Origin of the sequence: Campylobacter concisus (assembly GCF_003048835.2) — a bacterium.
Classification (GTDB): Bacteria; Campylobacterota; Campylobacteria; order Campylobacterales; family Campylobacteraceae; genus Campylobacter_A; species Campylobacter_A concisus_D.
This window is the reverse complement of the sequence record NZ_CP060705.1, coordinates 728,463-744,502: the sequence shown is the minus strand read 5'-3', so window position 1 is coordinate 744,502 and position 16,040 is coordinate 728,463. Positions and strand designations below refer to the sequence as shown.

The 16,040-nt window shown below is 41.2% G+C and carries 16 protein-coding genes; 6 read left to right on the top strand and 10 right to left on the bottom strand.

From position 1 onward, the window contains the following. The first annotated feature begins 52 nt into the window (after nt 1–52). From alaS to CVT08_RS03650, 6 genes are read left to right on the top strand one after another with little or no spacing between them, the layout of a single operon-like run. Nucleotides 53–2,611, top strand: coding sequence for an alanine--tRNA ligase (alaS, locus tag CVT08_RS03675; protein ID WP_107856253.1), 2,559 nt, complete (start codon nt 53–55; stop codon nt 2,609–2,611). Further along, nucleotides 2,608–3,105 (top strand): 3-isopropylmalate dehydratase, encoded by a 498-nt coding sequence (locus CVT08_RS03670; RefSeq protein WP_107856252.1) that lies wholly within the window; start codon nt 2,608–2,610, stop codon nt 3,103–3,105. The genes alaS and CVT08_RS03670 overlap by 4 nt, the downstream gene beginning before the upstream one ends. Then, nucleotides 3,105–3,647 carry a septum formation inhibitor Maf gene (maf, locus tag CVT08_RS03665; protein ID WP_107856251.1) on the top strand — a complete coding sequence of 181 codons (543 nt, stop codon included), beginning with the start codon at nt 3,105–3,107 and terminating at the stop codon, nt 3,645–3,647. The genes CVT08_RS03670 and maf overlap by 1 nt, the downstream gene beginning before the upstream one ends. After that, entirely contained in the window at nt 3,644–5,572 is a 1,929-nt protein-coding gene (locus tag CVT08_RS03660) for a transglycosylase domain-containing protein (RefSeq protein ID WP_103611216.1), read from the top strand. Before maf ends, CVT08_RS03660 begins: the two co-directional genes overlap by 4 nt. Before the next feature lie 8 nt (nt 5,573–5,580). Then, nucleotides 5,581–5,895, top strand: coding sequence for a helix-hairpin-helix domain-containing protein (locus CVT08_RS03655; protein ID WP_107856250.1), 315 nt, complete (start codon nt 5,581–5,583; stop codon nt 5,893–5,895). 57 nt (nt 5,896–5,952) lie between these two features. Then, nucleotides 5,953–7,527 carry a phosphoethanolamine transferase gene (locus tag CVT08_RS03650; RefSeq protein ID WP_107860950.1) on the top strand — a complete coding sequence of 525 codons (1,575 nt, stop codon included), beginning with the start codon at nt 5,953–5,955 and terminating at the stop codon, nt 7,525–7,527. 44 nt (nt 7,528–7,571) lie between these two features. Here CVT08_RS03650 and glyS read toward each other — a convergent pair whose 3' ends face one another. The 10 genes from glyS to CVT08_RS03600 form a co-directional block, all read right to left on the bottom strand. Then, complete coding sequence (gene glyS / locus CVT08_RS03645) at nt 7,572–9,590, bottom strand: glycine--tRNA ligase subunit beta (RefSeq protein WP_107856678.1); 2,019 nt, start codon at nt 9,588–9,590, stop codon at nt 7,572–7,574. Further along, nucleotides 9,587–9,739, bottom strand: a complete 153-nt coding sequence (locus CVT08_RS03640) for a hypothetical protein (RefSeq protein WP_196381027.1) — start codon at nt 9,737–9,739, stop codon at nt 9,587–9,589. The genes glyS and CVT08_RS03640 overlap by 4 nt, the downstream gene beginning before the upstream one ends. 3 nt (nt 9,740–9,742) lie before the next feature. Next, nucleotides 9,743–11,137, bottom strand: a complete 1,395-nt coding sequence (locus tag CVT08_RS03635) for an endonuclease/exonuclease/phosphatase family protein (RefSeq protein WP_107856679.1) — start codon at nt 11,135–11,137, stop codon at nt 9,743–9,745. Then, nucleotides 11,134–11,613 carry a tRNA (cytidine(34)-2'-O)-methyltransferase gene (locus CVT08_RS03630; protein ID WP_012139996.1) on the bottom strand — a complete coding sequence of 160 codons (480 nt, stop codon included), beginning with the start codon at nt 11,611–11,613 and terminating at the stop codon, nt 11,134–11,136. Before CVT08_RS03630 ends, CVT08_RS03635 begins: the two co-directional genes overlap by 4 nt. 98 nt (nt 11,614–11,711) lie before the next feature. Beyond that, nucleotides 11,712–12,878, bottom strand: coding sequence for a CCA tRNA nucleotidyltransferase (locus CVT08_RS03625; protein ID WP_107856680.1), 1,167 nt, complete (start codon nt 12,876–12,878; stop codon nt 11,712–11,714). Further along, a complete protein-coding gene (locus tag CVT08_RS03620) occupies nt 12,838–13,260 on the bottom strand; it encodes a CiaD-like domain-containing protein (RefSeq protein ID WP_196381026.1) in 423 nt (140 codons plus the stop codon). Before CVT08_RS03620 ends, CVT08_RS03625 begins: the two co-directional genes overlap by 41 nt. Next, on the bottom strand, nt 13,242–13,487 hold the full coding sequence (locus CVT08_RS03615) for a hypothetical protein (RefSeq protein WP_021089560.1): 246 nt from the start codon (nt 13,485–13,487) through the stop codon (nt 13,242–13,244). The genes CVT08_RS03620 and CVT08_RS03615 overlap by 19 nt, the downstream gene beginning before the upstream one ends. After that, nucleotides 13,468–14,550: a 3-isopropylmalate dehydrogenase gene (gene leuB, locus CVT08_RS03610; RefSeq protein ID WP_107856682.1), complete on the bottom strand. Its 1,083-nt coding sequence runs from the start codon at nt 14,548–14,550 to the stop codon at nt 13,468–13,470. Before leuB ends, CVT08_RS03615 begins: the two co-directional genes overlap by 20 nt. A 9-nt stretch (nt 14,551–14,559) precedes the next feature. After that, on the bottom strand, nt 14,560–15,045 hold the full coding sequence (locus CVT08_RS03605; protein WP_107856683.1) for a 3-isopropylmalate dehydratase small subunit: 486 nt from the start codon (nt 15,043–15,045) through the stop codon (nt 14,560–14,562). Between the two features lie 97 nt (nt 15,046–15,142). After that, nucleotides 15,143–16,036: a DUF4299 family protein gene (locus tag CVT08_RS03600; RefSeq protein ID WP_107856684.1), complete on the bottom strand. Its 894-nt coding sequence runs from the start codon at nt 16,034–16,036 to the stop codon at nt 15,143–15,145. Between the last annotated feature and the right edge of the window lie 4 nt (nt 16,037–16,040).

The window sequence follows — 16,040 nt, the reverse complement described above, 5'->3', positions numbered from 1 at the left end:
AAACGAATTTTGGCTAAAATCAAGCAAAATTTTAAAACTAACGAGGATAAAAATGCAAAATTTAGATATAAGAAAGGCATATCTTGATTTTTTTAAATCAAAAGGTCACGAAGTCGTAGCTTCTGCACCACTCGTGCCAAACGATGCAACACTACTTTTTACAAATGCTGGCATGGTGCCATTTAAGAGCATTTTCACAGGCGAAGTGCCACGCCCAACACCACCTATCCGCACTAGCTGTCAGACCTGCATAAGAGCTGGTGGCAAGCACAACGACCTTGATAATGTCGGCTACACAGCGCGCCACCACACATTTTTTGAGATGCTTGGTAACTTTAGCTTTGGCGAATACTTCAAAAAAGAGGCGATCTCTTACGCTTGGGAATTTGTCACAGAGGTGCTAAAACTACCAAAAGATAAGCTTTATGTAACCGTTCACGAAAGCGACGATGAGGCCTTTGAAATTTGGAGCACTCACATCGCAAAAGAGAGGATTTACCGCTTTGGCGACCATGATAACTTCTGGCAAATGGGCGATACTGGACCATGCGGCCCTTGCAGTGAAATTTTTTACGATCAAGGCGCTGAACACTTTAACACACCAGAAGATTACATGGGCGGCGATGGAGATAGATTTTTAGAGATCTGGAACCTTGTTTTCATGCAATATGAAAGAAGCGCGGATGGCAAACTAAGCCCACTACCAAAACCAAGCATCGATACTGGCATGGGACTTGAGCGTGTTACTGCTATCTTGCAGGGTAAATTTAGCAACTACGACAGCACACTTTTTATGCCGCTAATTAACGAAGTGGCAAAGCTTTGCGGCAAGCCATACGTCTATGAAAGTGGCGCTAGCTACCGCGTTATAAGCGACCACATCCGCTCAGTCACATTTTTGCTAGCTCAAGGCACGACATTTGACAAAGAAGGCCGTGGCTACGTGCTTCGCCGTATCTTACGCCGTGCGATCCGCCATGGATACTTGCTAGGCATAAAAGAGCCATTTATGTATAAGCTTGTCGATAAAGTTTGCGAGCTTATGGGAGGACACTACACCTATCTAAACGATAAAAAAGCGGCTGTAAAAGAGCAGATCAAACTTGAAGAAGAGAGATTTTTAGCGACTATCGCAAGCGGACTTGAACTATTTGAGAGTGAGCTTAAAAATACAAAAGAAATTTTTAGCGGAGAGGCTGCGTTTAAGCTCTATGACACATTTGGCTTCCCACTTGATCTAACAGCTGATATGCTTAGAGAAAAGGGCTTAAAAGTCGATGAGGCAAGGTTTGATGAGCTTATGAGCGAGCAAAAAGCACGTGCAAAAGCTGCTTGGAAAGGCAGTGGCGACAAGAGCGCGAAGGGCGATTTTAAAGAGCTACTTGAGAAATTTGGCGAGAATAAATTTGTAGGCTATGAAGAGCTTAAGAGTAAAAGCAAAATTCTAGCCCTACTTGATGAAGAATTTAAAAACGTTGATAGCTTAGACGCTGGCAAAGAGGGCTGGGTGATGTTTGATGTCACTCCATTTTACGCTCAAAGTGGCGGTCAGTGCGGCGATAGCGGTAAGATAGCAGGCAAAGCAGATGTGCTTGATACGCAAAAATTCCACGGGCTAAATTTATCTTTAGTAAAAACTAGCGCGGCGCTAAAAGTTGGCGACGAAGTTGAGCTTGAAGTGGGCAGCGACAGAGCAGAGACTGCGCGACATCACAGCGCTACACACTTGCTTCACGCAGCCCTTAGAAGCGTGCTTGGCACACACATCGCTCAAGCTGGCTCAAACGTCGAGGCAGATAGGCTAAGATTTGACTTCTCTCATCCAAAGGCGCTTACTAGCGAAGAAATTTCAAAGATCGAAAACCTTGTAAATGAGTGGATCTTAGACGGTGCAAATGCAAAAACGCAGGTTATGGAGCTTGAAGAGGCTAAAAAAAGCGGAGCGATCGCACTATTTAATGAAAAATATGCCGACAAAGTAAGGGTTGTGAGCTTTGGCGATGTCAGCAAAGAGCTTTGCGGTGGCACACACGTGAAAAATATAGATGAGATCGGATCGTTTTTCATCACAAAAGAGAGTGGCGTAAGTGCTGGCGTTAGGCGTATAGAGGCTGTTTGCTCAAGAGCTGCGCTAAATTTAGCAAGGTCATTTAGAGCTGAGCTTGAAGAGCTAAAAGATGAGCTAAAGAGCACAGAACCACTAAATGCCGTTAAAAAGCTAAAAGGCGAAATAAAAGGCTTAAAAGATAAGCTAAAAAACGCTAAAAGTTCTGAGGAGCTAGCCTTTATAAATGTAGATGATACCAAGCTTTGTGTGGCACACATCGATGGTGGCGACATAAAAACTTTGATAGATGAGTTTAAAAACAAGCACGAAAAAGCTGCTATTTTACTGATCCAAACAGATGAAGAGGGTAAAATTTCTCTTGCAGCTGGCGTAAAAAATGCTCCACTAAAAGCTGGCGCTTGGGTTAAATTTGCAGCGCAAATTCTAGGCGGTAATGGCGGTGGAAAAGACGACTTTGCAACAGCTGGCGGCAAAAACGCTCTAGCCATCGAAGATGCCATAAAAAGCTCACTTGAGTATGCAAGGCAAGCTTTAGAAAAATGATTCATCAAGAGATCGCTTTTTTTAAATTTGATCAATTAATCATCTTCTTGCACATTAGCTTCGTAGCTCTTTTTATAGGGCTACAAGCTGGTTTGGTGCTTACTGGAAGCTATTTTATAAAAAATAAATTTGAAGATAAAGAGCGCTATCACATCTTGCTTCACATCATAAGACGCTTTGGGCTAGCCATCTTTGCGCTAGTTCTTGGCATCGCACTAACTAGCCTAGTGATGATCTTTTACTTTGATGATGGCAAAATGCAAAATCCGATGGCAAGTGCCATAGTAGCGACCAAATGGGCGATAGAGCTATTTTTACTCTTAAATTTAAGCTACATCTTTTATCGATACAAAAAAGCTTTAAAAACTCTAAGATCACACGAGATGATCGAGCTAAACGAAAGCCTAATCGTCATCATCTACTACTTCACGCCGCTAAATTTACTAGCTTCACTCGCGGCTGTTTATCTTGGCGTGAGCTATAGGAGCTTTTGATGATCACTCTTGCTTCTAGCTCGCCAACAAGGGCAAATTTACTAAAAGATGCTGGGATAGAATTTAAACAAATTTCTTGCAGTTTTGATGAGAGCATGATAGCAAAGAGCATAAAACCAGAAATTTACGTCCAAAACGTCGTAAAAGCTAAAAAAGAGCAATTTTTAAAGGCAAATGGCAAGCTTTTAAATTTACTCTTTGCAGATAGTTGCGTGGCTTGCTGGGATAAAATTTTAGGCAAGGCAAAGGACGAAAACGAAGCACTTGCTATGCTAAATTTACAAAGTGGCAATGAGTGTAGCGTCTATACGGCGATGATATTTTTAGGCGAATTTGAGCTTATAAATGTGAGTAAGACTACATATAAATTTGATAAATTTAGCGAGCAAGAGCTAAAAAGCTACCTAGAAAGTGGCGAGTGGCGAGGCAAAGCTGGAGCCATGACGATAGAAAATTTTAATAAAAAATACATCACCTCCCAGCACGGCGAGACAAGCACGGCAATGGGGCTAAATTTAAAAATATTAAAGGCATTTTTATGAAATATATCTTGGCATTTATCTTTGTAGTTGCCGTCGCACTTGGTGGAGCGTTTTTATACTTTTATTCGCAGGTGAGATTTGACGCTTATACCATCATCGACTACAAGCCAAAGCTTGCGACACAAATTTTTGATAGAAACAACGAGCTTATCGCAAATATCTTTGAAGAAAACAGAATTTACGTAAAGTATAACGACATCCCACCACGTGTCATCGAAGCGCTCGTGGCTATCGAGGACACGAGCTACTTTGAGCACGGCGGTATCAACGTAGAAGCCATGGCAAGAGCTGCGATAAAGGACATCAAAGCTAGAAAGCTAGTCGAGGGCGCATCCACGCTAACTCAGCAGCTCATAAAAAACCTAGCCCTAAGCCGCGAGAAGAAATTTACAAGAAAGATAAAAGAAGTCGTGCTTGCTATGAAGCTTGAAAGCGAACTTAGCAAAGAGGACATCATCGAAAGATACCTAAATCACGTATATTTTGGGCATGGCTACTACGGTATCAAAACGGCTGCGGAGGGATACTTTAGAAAAGAGCTAAATGAGCTAAGCATAAAAGAGATAGCGATGCTAGTTGGCATGCCAAAAGCGCCAAGCACCTATGACCCTACAAAGCACCTTGACCTCTCGCTTAGCCGCGCAAATAGGGTGCTTGAAAGGATGTATAGCATCGGCTGGATAAACGAGGATGAGTACCGCAAGGGCGTACTTGAAGAGCCAGCAGTCTTTGACGATACGCTAACACGTAATAAAGCTCCTTACGTGGTCGATGAGATCATAAAAGAGGCTTCAAAGAAATTTGACGATATAAAAACTGGCGGTTACAAGATACAAAGCACAGTCGATCTAAACGTGCAAAAGATCGCTCAGGACGCTCTAGTCTATGGCTACAATGAAATTTTAAAAAGAGATAAAAAGGCAAATCCAGAGATGCTAAATGGCGCTATCGTCGTCACTCATCCACAAAGCGGACAAATTTTAGCTCTAATTGGCGGCATCGACTACGCAAAAAGTAGCTACAACCGCGCCACCCAGAGCAAGCGTCAGCCAGGATCTAGCTTTAAGCCATTTATCTATCAAATAGCCCTTGATAGCGGCTACTCAGTCGTCTCTCAAGTAGCTGATATCGCTAGGACGTTTGACATGGGCAATGGCAAAGAGTGGACGCCAAAGAACTATAGCGGTGGTTTTCAAGGCTACATCACGATAAAATCAGCCTTAACCCAGTCTCGCAACCTCGCAACCATAAATTTACTAAACGATCTTGGTCTTAGCTCGGTTCGCAAACAGCTTACGGATATGGGCTTTAACGACATCCCTGAAAATTTATCAATCGCACTTGGTAGCTTTGGGATTTCGCCACTTGACTTTGCGAAATTTTACTCGATGTTTCCAAACGATGGCGAAGTGGTCGAGCCTACGCTCATTAAGCATATAGAAAATAGCTTTGGCGCGTCGATGGACTATGAGCCTCAAAAGAAGCAGGTGCTAAAACCTGAGCAGGCATTTTTGATGACTACCTTGCTTCAAAATGTCGTAAACAACGGTACCGGACGCAACGCAAAGGTAAATGGCATCCAGATCGCTGGCAAGACTGGCACGACGAACAACAACATCGATGCGTGGTTTTGCGGCTATTCGCCTGATATCGAGGCCATCATCTGGTACGGAAACGACGATAACAGCCCTATGAAAAAGGTCGAGGGTGGTGGCAGGACAGCTGCACCGGTCTTTAAGAAATTTATGGAGGGCTACATCAAGCTCTACCCTACCCTAAGGCGTGCGTTTGAGCAGCCTGATGGCGTCTATAAAGGATACTATAATGGCGCTGATGAGTACTACACAAACGACTCGCCGTTGCCGCAAAATACGCCAACAAATGACATCATTCAAGATCAAGAAAACGATGGATTATTATTTTAGGAGATAAGATGAAAAGATTAAAAATTTTACTTTGTCTAGCGCTTGCAAGCCTTGCATACGGCGCTGATCTAAACACAGCTAGTAAGAGCGAGCTAATGAGCCTTGGGCTAAACAAGAGCCAGGCACTAAACGTCATAAAGTATAGAAAAGCTCATAAATTTACAAGTGTCGAGGAGCTTGAGAAGGTTCAAGGCATCGGCTTTAACGACATGCAAAAGGTCAAAGAAAAGCTTAGTGTAAAAGATAGTCAAAAGACGAAAAAGGCTGAGCCTGAAAAGAAGTCAAAAAGCAAGAAGCTAAAAAGCAAGAAAAAGAAAAAATAGTTTTAGTTTAAAAATTTAAATTTTTCAAAAAATGCTTTAAGTGAAAGGAATCTTTAAATGATTAATATCAATAAATTTATAGAAGTAAGTTTTTTTAAATTTTTAACTTTATTTATAATATATATGCTTTTTATAAATCATATATTTTTATATAAGGGCATTTTTCTAGGATTTTTAGAAACAAATTCATTTTCTTTTTCTACCCTATTTTTCGCAATTATGTGCATATTTCTTGCGTCACTTTTTGCAAGCGTATTTTGCATTGTATTTCTGCCTTATTTATTAAAACCCTTTGCTATTTTTGTAATTATTGTTAGCTCGATTTGTTCTTATTTTATGTCAAATTACGGCGTTATCATAAACAAAGAGATGCTACTAAACGTCCTTCATACTGATAATAAAGAAGCTTTTAGCTATTTAAGCATAAATTTAGTATTGTGGTTTGTCTTTGCAACTATTTTGCCATGCATTTATGTTGTTTTCGTAAAAATCAATTATGGTAGTTTTAAAAATAGTCTAAAAATTAGATTAAAGATTATCGCTTTTTCGATCGTTACTATCGCTATTATTTTTTCATTAACTTCAAAAATTTTCATACCATTTTTTAGAGAACACATTTACTTAAAAACGGTCTTACTTCCGTCTTATCCAGTATATTCTGCCATAAAGTTAGCTCAAATTTTGCTTCAAAAACCGCTCCCTTTTACCTACGTGGCAGATGACGCAACGCTTACTAACGATAAAAAGAAAATTTTAGTTTTAATAGTTGGCGAGACACAAAGGAGCAAAAACTACTCATTAAATGGCTACGCTAAAAACGATACAAACAAATTTACCAAGCAAAAAGATGTAGTAAGTTTTACAAATTTCTACTCATGCGGGACTGCCACAGAGACTAGCGTGCCTTGCCTATTTTCAGATTTAAAGCGAAAAAATTTTAGTAACCGCGAGGCTAAAGCTCGTGAAAATTTAGTTGATATCATCAATAAACTTGGCATAAAAACATACTTTTTTGGCAACAATAGTGGCGGCTGCAAGGGCGTTTGCGACAATCTTGATCAAAACCACTCTTCAGATCACAGAGCAGCTGGCTTTGATGAAGTAATATTTGACGAGGCAAAAAAGGTCATAAAAGATGCAAACTCCACTACCTTTATCGTGCTACATTTGCAAGGCTCGCATGGTCCTATCTACTACAAAGGCTACCCAAGCAAATTTAAAGAATTCACCCCAACCTGCGACACTGCCGAGCTAAACAAATGCACGCCAGATGAGATAGCAAACACTTATGACAACACCATTTTATACGAGGACTATCTGCAAAGCGAGCTAATAAACGCCCTTGAAGCAAAAAAAGATAAATTTGAAGTTGCCATGTTCTTTTTCTCAGATCACGGAGAGAGCCTGGGCGAAAATGGCATATATTTACACGGACTGCCTTACTCCATCGCTCCAGACGAGCAAAAGCACATCCCAGCCATCATCTTTTCAAGCGATAGCGAGCTTTTAAAAAGGCTAAAATCTAGAAAAGACGAAAGTCTTTCGCATGATTTTGTCTTTAGCTCAGTGCTTGGATATTTTGGGGTAAAAACTAAGGCTTACGAGCCAGAATTTGATATTTTTAGGGAGTAAATTTAAAAGCCAGCTCAAGTGTAAAACCTGAAGCTGGCACAAATTTAAAAGCTGATCTCTTTTATATCAGCTACTTTTAGTATCTCACTATAAATTTGACCAATGATCGCGACGCGGTTATTTCGCACTTTCTCGTTTTCAACGTTTATCATGACTTTGTCAAAAAACTCATCTATCTGCGGTTTTAGAGCAAATAGCGCTTTTAGCCTTGGCTCGTATGCCAAGCTCTTATCGACCGCTTTAAATGCATCATTTAAAGCCTTTTCAGCATCTATCTCAAAGAGGCTCTCATCGACCTTGCTAAATTTATCATCTTTTATAATGTTTGCAAGGCGCTTAAATGTCGAGAAATTCTCCCTAAAATTTGGCTCACTTGAAATTTTAGCAAGTGCCTCTATCATCTTAGTTAGCTCCAGGATGTCCTTTTCGCCGCTTTTTATGCACGCTTTTACGATAGAAGCGTTTGCATCAAAGAAGGTATAGAGCCTATCAAGGATGAAATTTATAAGCACCTCAACGTCAAATTTCTTATACTCTTTTGCGATATCTTCTAAAATTTCTTTTACGTTAAATTTTAGATTGTGCGCCAAAACGATCTTTATCACGCCATTTACCGCGCGCCTTAGAGCGTATGGATCTTTCGTGCCGCTTGGGATTTTGCCGATGCTAAAAAGTCCCATTAGCGTATCAAGCTTATTTGAAAGCGCCACAACCGAGCTAAAAACCTTGCTTGGGCACTGCGCCTCCTCGCCGTCTGGCAGATACTGCTCTTTTATGGCTAAAACGACATTTTCGTCCTCATTTTTAGCCTTTGCGTAGTAAGCACCCATGACGCCTTGAAGCTCGGTAAATTCATAAACCATCTGCGTTGTAAGATCGGCCTTGCTTAGCATCACAGCTCGCTCTAGCTTAGCCCCGTACTCACCAGCCTCTTTTTTAAGTAGCTCGTCGTAGTTGCTAGCTAGTTTTTTAGCCACTTTTAGCTCTCTAAGCTCTTTTTCGTAGATACTTCCAAGCTCTTTTAGGTAGGTTATATTTTTTAGTTTTTCTGGGCTAAATTCTGCCTTAAGATCGCTTTGCCAAAAGAACATCGCGTCACTTAGCCTTGCTCTTAGCACCTTTTCGTTGCCCTTGATGATGAGCGAATGCTCCTGTGTTATGGCGTTACTAACGACCACAAAGCCATTTGCGAGCTTGTCATTTTTAAAGACTGGGAAGTAGCGCTGATTTTCTTTCATAGAAGTGATGATGACCTCGCTTGGCACCTCTAAAAACTCCTCTTCAAACGAGCCAAGAAGCGCTGTTGGATACTCGGTGATCGCCACGACTTCAGCTAGCAGCTCTTTATCGGTCTCGATCTTTAGCCCACTTTTTTGACTGATCTTTTCAAACTCATCAAGGATTATTTTCTCTCTCTCATCCGCTTCAAGCACGACGCCACGGCTCTTTGAGCCATCAAAATACTCTTTTATATTTGAAATTTTTATCTTGTCGTAGCTAACACTTCTGTGAGGATACGTAGAGTTACTACTCTCTACGCCAAATTTGTTAAATTTAATGACCTCATCGCCGAGCAAACACAAAAACGATCTTATCGGGCGGATAAACTCAAACTCGCCGTTGCCCCAGCGCATAGACTTGCCAAAGCTAAGGCTATTTAAAAACTCCTCGACCATGTCACCCATTATCTTAGCGACTGGCTCGCCCTTTACCTCTTTTTCGTGATAAAGCACCTCTTTGCCATCTATCTCTTTAAATTTAAGCTCGCTCTCGCTTATGCCGCATTTATTTGCAAAGCTAAGCGCAGCCTTTGTAAAAGCTCCGTCTTTTAGCGCTACTTGCTTTGGTGCGCCAACGAAACTAGCCACGCTATCTGGCTGAGCCTGCGGAAATTTCTCATGAAAAAAGACCAAACGGCGCGGCGTGTAGTAAAATTTAAACTCGCTTTTGATGTTGTATTTTTCAAGTACAGCCTGCCATTTAGCATTGATGTTTGGCAGCTCCCTTAAAAATGGTATCGCTGGAAGCTCCTCGACTCCGATCTCTAGTAACAACTCTTTCATATCTCACTCTTTTTATTAAAATTTTCTCTTTTTTCTCTTATCATCTCTCTTGCTCTCTCCTTCTCTTGCGCCTGCAAAATGACGCCTCTTATCATAAATATCACAAACAAAACAAACACTGCGATCATAAAAATATCTAAAATTTGCACCATCTACTCCACAACGATATCTTTTTCGTTTTTATAAATTTTCACCCTCGCCCGCTCAAAGCTATACTCGCCATCTTTTAGCCTTTTTTTGCTATAAACTCTGATCTTGCCATGTGACGTATGCAAGTAGCCACTCTCTAGCTTGCCTGAAATTTTAGCGATCACGTCGCCACTTCTAACCTCACTTAGTTTCGAGCTATCAAGTAAATTTTCACTCACATCTTTTGTACCATGCTCATTTATGATCTCATAAGAGCTCACTTCAAGCGCCTCTTTGTAAAATTTCACTCGCCTGACCAAGATGTCAAGCTCATCGCCGACGCCGACGCTATTTTTAGGATCAAAAACGTAAATTCCACGGCGATTTTTCGAGATGATAAAGCCATGTTTATCTTTTAAGATGACAACGGCTCTTTTAACTAGCGCTGGCATATCCTCAGGATGCTCAAAAAGCGTCTCTATGTCAGCTTTTTTATAGTTTTGATCCTCTACTTTTTTAGCTTCTTTTTTCAAATTTTCATTCGCAAGCATACCACTTTTAGCAGGACTTGGTTTGGTTGAGATTTTAAATTTAAGTGCAAAGTGATCTGAGTAAAGATCGCTCTTTGCAAAGCCATGCTCATCAACCACAAAGCTTGGTTTAAAGACCTCAAAACTGCCATCAACATAGCTTAGATCGCCATTTGCCATAAAGCTAGGCGATAGCAAAACGTGATCAATGGCCCGCTTTTTGCCATGGACTGAATGAGAGTATCTATCTTTTGGGGCTAAAAAGCTATAAAGATCGTAAAATCCACGAGTTGCAATGATATCGTTTAAGATGGATTTTTGCCCATAAGGTGAGTTAAAATCACCTAAAACAATGGCGTTTTGTTCATCGCCAAGAGCTGCCCTTAGCGTTCTTTCGGCCTTTTTTTGCATATTTATGCCGTTTTTATAAGCTGGGAAGTGATTAACAAAAACGCTAAATTTCTTACCCTCCACCTCAAAAACGACCTTTAAAATGTTTCTAGTTTTTACATTTGGCACTTCAAAAATTTCACTGCCATTTGGCTTTATTTTTGACACAAGAGCTAGTCCGACTGGAGAGTTTTTTGCCTTGCTAAAGGCTATAAATTTATACTCACTGCCATCAACCAAAGCCCTTAAAACCTGCTCGTTTTCAACCTCTTCAAGTGCGATGATGTCGGTATTTATAGCGTCTATGACCTGCCTTGTTCTTTTTAGTTTTGAGCTAGCCGCCTCACAGTCCCATTTTGAAGTGCTAGATTTAAAGTCAGGATATTCGCTACCATCATCCTTGCAGTCAAATAAATTTTGCACATTATAAGTTGCGATGCTTATATCGCTTGCAAACGCAATCAAAACGGCAAAAACTAATGCAAAAAGCGCTCTCAAACCTCGCTCCTAAAGTCAAATTTAGAGATGTTTTGTCTGATCGCCTCATACGCGATGATGCCAGCACTCATGGCTAAATTTAAGCTCCTGCCCTCTTTTCCCATCGGGATCGTTATGGCATTTTTAAAATTTATATCCATAAATTCCCTTGGCAGTCCCGTGCTCTCTCCACCAAAAAATATAAAATCTCCTGGCTCAAATTTAGCGTCGTAGTAAAGCCTATTTGTCTTAGTCGTAGCAAAGAAAAATCGCTCTTTGTGGCTTAAATTTGCCTCTAAAAACTCATCTAGGCTCTCCCAAATTTTTGGATCTAAAATTTTCCAATAATCAAGCCCAGCACGTCTAACAGCCTTTTCGCTCAGGTCAAACACGGTTGGCTTAACGATGTGAAGCTTTAAATTTGCATTTACACACATTCTGCCGATAGCTCCGGTGTTTTGTGGTATCTGAGGATGGACTAGAACTATGTTAAACATAAATTTATTTTTGCCTTAAAAAGTGTTATAAACTGCCTTATTCTAGCCAAAATGGGCTTTTAAGAGTTTTAAAATTTAAATTTTATTTGTCTATAAATTTAGCGTTTTGCAAGAGTTTCAAGGTGCTTTGTGATAGCAAGCAACTGCCTTCGTTTTATCTCAGCAGCGATCATCTCATTTTTAAAGCCAGCCACCAATATCTCGTTCACATCGACCTTTGCGTCAAATTTAGCTTCATAAACTCCAAGCTCTTTTGCACGCTCTATGCGCTCTTTATTATAAGCTCCCAGCCATGATTTTAAGGGCATATTTAGCGCGATTTGCAGTAGCTCATTGTCACTTGGCATCTCTTTAAAATATGGCTCTTTCAGGATAGAAAAATAGCTCTTTGGCAGGCGCATTTTCTCTAAAATTTCCTTTGCGTCAAGCTCAAATTTACCAAAAAGCATATACAAAAACAGCCTCTCGTCATCCACGAAATTTCTAGCGCTCTTTAGCTCAGCCAAAAAATCATCATTCTCGCAAATCACCACGCCAAAGATTTCCCTAAAAAGCTCAAGCTTAAAAAGGTAAAACGCCCCTTTTTCAAGCTCTTTTGCCCTAAAAAATTTAATAAGCTCGGTATTTATCCTATCCTTACTTAGATGCGCTAGATCAAGCGTTTTCATAAGCTCTAGCGTATCATCAGCTATGCTAAAATCAAGCCTTGCGCTAAACTGCACGCCACGTAGCACCCTTAGCGGATCTTCTTTAAATTTCTCACTATCGATGTGTCTTAGCGTCTTGCTCGCAAGGTCCTTTTTGCCGCCATGAAAGTCCAAAATTTCGCCGTCAAAAATGTTCATCATCATAGCATTTACCGTAAAATCACGCCTAAGACTTGCAAGACTTGGATCATTTATGTAGCTTACAGCAAAGTCTTTGTGCGAATTTCCGGTCTTACTCTCGCTTCGTGGCAAGCCAAGATCGTAGTTTTTGTATTTGTAGATGAAGTAGCTTTTGCCAACGCCACTAGCCTTTATGCTAGCCATTAGCTCGTCAAATTTAGCAGGCTTTATGTCATAAATTTCGATGTCGTAGTCATAAATTTCTCGTCCCAAAAGCGCGTCTCTCACGCAACCACCGACTAGATAGACACGCTTACTAAAAGGGGCAAATAGCGATCTAAAAAAGTCTAGCTCGCTATTTTTGTAAATTTCTGTCCCAGTTTTTGCCTCAAATTTATTATTTTGAGAGATTTTGTAGTCTATTTTCGATGTTTGCAAGGGTAAATTCTAAAAATTTAGTCGTTAGCTCTAGCCTTTGGCTAAGATCTTGCTCGCTAGTTTGCTTAAGCCCTTCAAAAAGTACCTCGATGCGTTCAGCAAGGTTTGCTAAGAAAATTTCCTCATCGCTTATCTCCCTGCTCTTTGGCGAAATTTGCGCCACCTTTGGCTCTGGCTCACTTTGCAAATTTGTCTCTATCTCTGGCTCATCAGACGCCTCTTGCTCACTAGTCTCCATAGCCAAAAGCTCTTTTTTTAAATTCTCTCTTTCAAGCTCTTCTTGCTTTTTGTTTTGCAGTGCCTCTATCTTTTCAAGCTCGGCACTAACCTCACTAATGGCCATCCTAGCGATATCATCAAGCTTCATAATCTTATCAACCACCTTTTAAATTCATTTATCTCTTCGTCACTTTTCATCCTGATAAAAAACTCTTTCATCTGCTCGTTTTTTATCGCGCGCTCCTTGCGAAGTCCGCTCAGGCGGTTTATCGCGCTAAGGGCATCCTTGTTTGATGGGTCTTGTTTTAAGATGTTCTTGTAAATTTCAAGCGCATCGTCTTTTAGCCCTTGAGCCTCGTAGATCAGTGCTTCAGTGATTGTGTTTTTCATTTTTGATAAATCCTGCTATCACGTCGCCTATCTCGCTTGTTGAACAAATTTCAACTGCGTTAAAAGCGGCGATATCTTTTGTCCTATATCCCTTTGCAAGAGCTGTTTTTACGGCATTTTCTATCGCGTCTGCCGCCTCGCTCTCGCCAAATGCGTATCTTAGCATCATCGCTGCACTTAAAATGGTCGCGATCGGATTTGCTATGCCCTGCCCTGCGATGTCTGGTGCTGAGCCGTGAATAGGCTCATAAATTCCCACTTTGCCACCCATGCTAGCACTTGGTAAAAGTCCTATCGAACCACAAACCATGCTCGCTTCGTCACTTAAAATATCGCCAAATAAATTTTCAGTAAGTATGACGTCAAAATTTGCAGGCGCTCTTACTAGCTGCATCGCTGCATTATCGACATACATAAAACTAAGCTCCACTTCAGGATAGCCCTTTGCCACCTCGCTAGTCACCTCGCGCCAAAGCTGGCTTGTCTCAAGCACGTTTGCCTTATCGACCATACAGACCTTTTTCTTGCGAAGCATAGCCGTCTCAAAGGCGATCTTTGCGATGCGCTCGATCTCAAATTTAGTATAAACCATCGTGTTAAACGCTCTATCTTCGCCTTTTTCTCTAGGCTGGCCAAAATAAAGCCCACCAGTTAGCTCACGAACCACGACAAAATCAACTCCTTTTAAAACCTCTGGCTTTAGCGTGCTAGCATCAACTAGCTCGTCAAAGATGATGGCTGGGCGTAAATTTGCATAAGCTTCTAGCTCTTTTCTGATCTTTAAAAGCCCGCTCTCTGGCCTTAGGTGTCTTGGCAGGCTATCCCATTTCTCGCCACCGATCGCACCAAAGAGCACAGCGTCGCTACTAAGCGCTGAGCTTAGCGTCTCATCTGGCAACGGCTCGCCAAAAACGTCGTAGGCTGCGCCGCCCATTAGCTTATAGTCATACTCAAATTTGATACCAAACTCGGCACTTACGACGTCTAAAACCTTTATCGCCTCGTCGATGATCTCAGGGCCGATGCCATCGCCTTTTATAACGCAAATTCTATAGTTTTTCATCGCCGCCCTTTAGTTCATCTTCGCTTTTGCGTACTCGATAAGGCCGCCAGCGTTTAAAAGCTCTTGCATAAATGGCGGAATAGCTTTAAATTTATACTCTTTTTTTGTGCTTTCATTTACGATAACGCCGTTATCTACATCGATCTTTAGCGTGTCGCCCTCGTTTATCTCGTCGGTTTCTTTGATCTCAAGTATAAAAAGCCCTGTGTTAAAGCTATTTCTATAAAAAATCCTAGCAAAGCTTTTAGCCACAACAGCCGCTATGCCAGCTTCTTTTAGCGCTAACGGGGCGTGCTCTCTTGAGCTACCGCAGCCAAAATTTTCACCAGCTACGATGATGTCGCCTCTTGAAATTTTAGAGCTAAATTTAGGATCGGCGTCTTCCATGATGTGTTTTGCTAGTTCTTTTTCGTCTGAAGTGTTTAAATATCTTGCGGCGATGATGATGTCAGTGTCGATATTATCGCCAAATTTCCAAACTTTGCCTTGTTTCATTTTTAACCTTTAGTTTTGTAAATTTGGGCTGATTTTAACCAAAAGAAGCTAAATAAATAATCAAAAAGCCAAATTTATCGCCCCGAAAGCCCTAAATTTAAGCCTTTGCCTTTTGCAAAATCTCTCTCATCTCACCTTCACTGAGTGGCTCAACAAGCACGTTTGCAGCGTCGATGAAGTGGTATTTTTCTTTTGGCAAATTTGTCATGAAAGCTCCATATTCACACTCATCAAGCACGTACGCGTCACTATCATCCACGCCCACAACTAGCGTAAGCACCCAGCGTGAGACTTTGCGATCCCCAAGCGCCTCTTGCGCCTGCCACGACGGAGATGGAGCATAAGGCAAGATGGTCGGTAAATTTTCACTAAGAGTATATGCGCCAAAAATTTCGTTGCCGTCTTTGTCTTGATAGAGGTGCTCTTTTGCGCTATATGCGTCAAGATACTGCACCTGTCTCATCATCTCATCAAATTTAGCCGCAGGGCTGACACTAGCAAAAATTTCATCTACCATAACCGCGTCAAACGCCACTTCTCGCTCCACGCCAGAGATGTAAAGCGTTTGATTTTTCTCTTTTATATCTTCTAACGCTTCAAGCCCCCACATGATGTCAGCCACGTAGTCAAATTTTAAAATTTGCTCACTATCATAAATTTTTTCGTTGTCGCACTCTATTTTTGAGCCAGTTTGAGCCGAGAGCTTTGAGAGTAGCTCAAGTGCGATCTGCCAGTCGCCGACGCCACTTGGAGTATAAACACGCACGATATAGCAGCCATCTTCGTAGTTTAGCTCAAAGCCACGAACGCTCTTTTGCCACACGCCTGCTATCATCACGTCAGCGCCCAGCTCATTTGCGCTTGGCTCTTCTTGCTCGCTGTTAAAAAAGAAAAGCCCTTCTACAAGAGCTGAAATTTCACGCTCGCTTAGCGCCTTTGCGTATCCGCCAAGTAGCTTCTTTTTATTTTTTACACTAAATGTCAAACTCATAAAT

Excerpts from the sequence above, each read along its gene's own strand:
- CVT08_RS03600 (WP_107856684.1), bottom strand. The coding sequence starts at position 16,036 with ATGAGTTTGACATTTAGTGTAAAAAATAAAAAGAAGCTACTTGGCGGA.
- CVT08_RS03630 (WP_012139996.1), bottom strand. The coding sequence starts at position 11,613 with ATGTTTAACATAGTTCTAGTCCATCCTCAGATACCACAAAACACCGGA.
- CVT08_RS03650 (WP_107860950.1), top strand. The coding sequence starts at position 5,953 with ATGATTAATATCAATAAATTTATAGAAGTAAGTTTTTTTAAATTTTTA.
- CVT08_RS03670 (WP_107856252.1), top strand. The coding sequence starts at position 2,608 with ATGATTCATCAAGAGATCGCTTTTTTTAAATTTGATCAATTAATCATC.
- maf (WP_107856251.1), top strand. The coding sequence starts at position 3,105 with ATGATCACTCTTGCTTCTAGCTCGCCAACAAGGGCAAATTTACTAAAA.
- CVT08_RS03660 (WP_103611216.1), top strand. The coding sequence starts at position 3,644 with ATGAAATATATCTTGGCATTTATCTTTGTAGTTGCCGTCGCACTTGGT.
- CVT08_RS03655 (WP_107856250.1), top strand. The coding sequence starts at position 5,581 with ATGAAAAGATTAAAAATTTTACTTTGTCTAGCGCTTGCAAGCCTTGCA.
- CVT08_RS03605 (WP_107856683.1), bottom strand. The coding sequence starts at position 15,045 with ATGAAACAAGGCAAAGTTTGGAAATTTGGCGATAATATCGACACTGAC.
- alaS (WP_107856253.1), top strand. The coding sequence starts at position 53 with ATGCAAAATTTAGATATAAGAAAGGCATATCTTGATTTTTTTAAATCA.
- glyS (WP_107856678.1), bottom strand. The coding sequence starts at position 9,590 with ATGAAAGAGTTGTTACTAGAGATCGGAGTCGAGGAGCTTCCAGCGATA.
- CVT08_RS03615 (WP_021089560.1), bottom strand. The coding sequence starts at position 13,487 with ATGAAAAACACAATCACTGAAGCACTGATCTACGAGGCTCAAGGGCTA.
- leuB (WP_107856682.1), bottom strand. The coding sequence starts at position 14,550 with ATGAAAAACTATAGAATTTGCGTTATAAAAGGCGATGGCATCGGCCCT.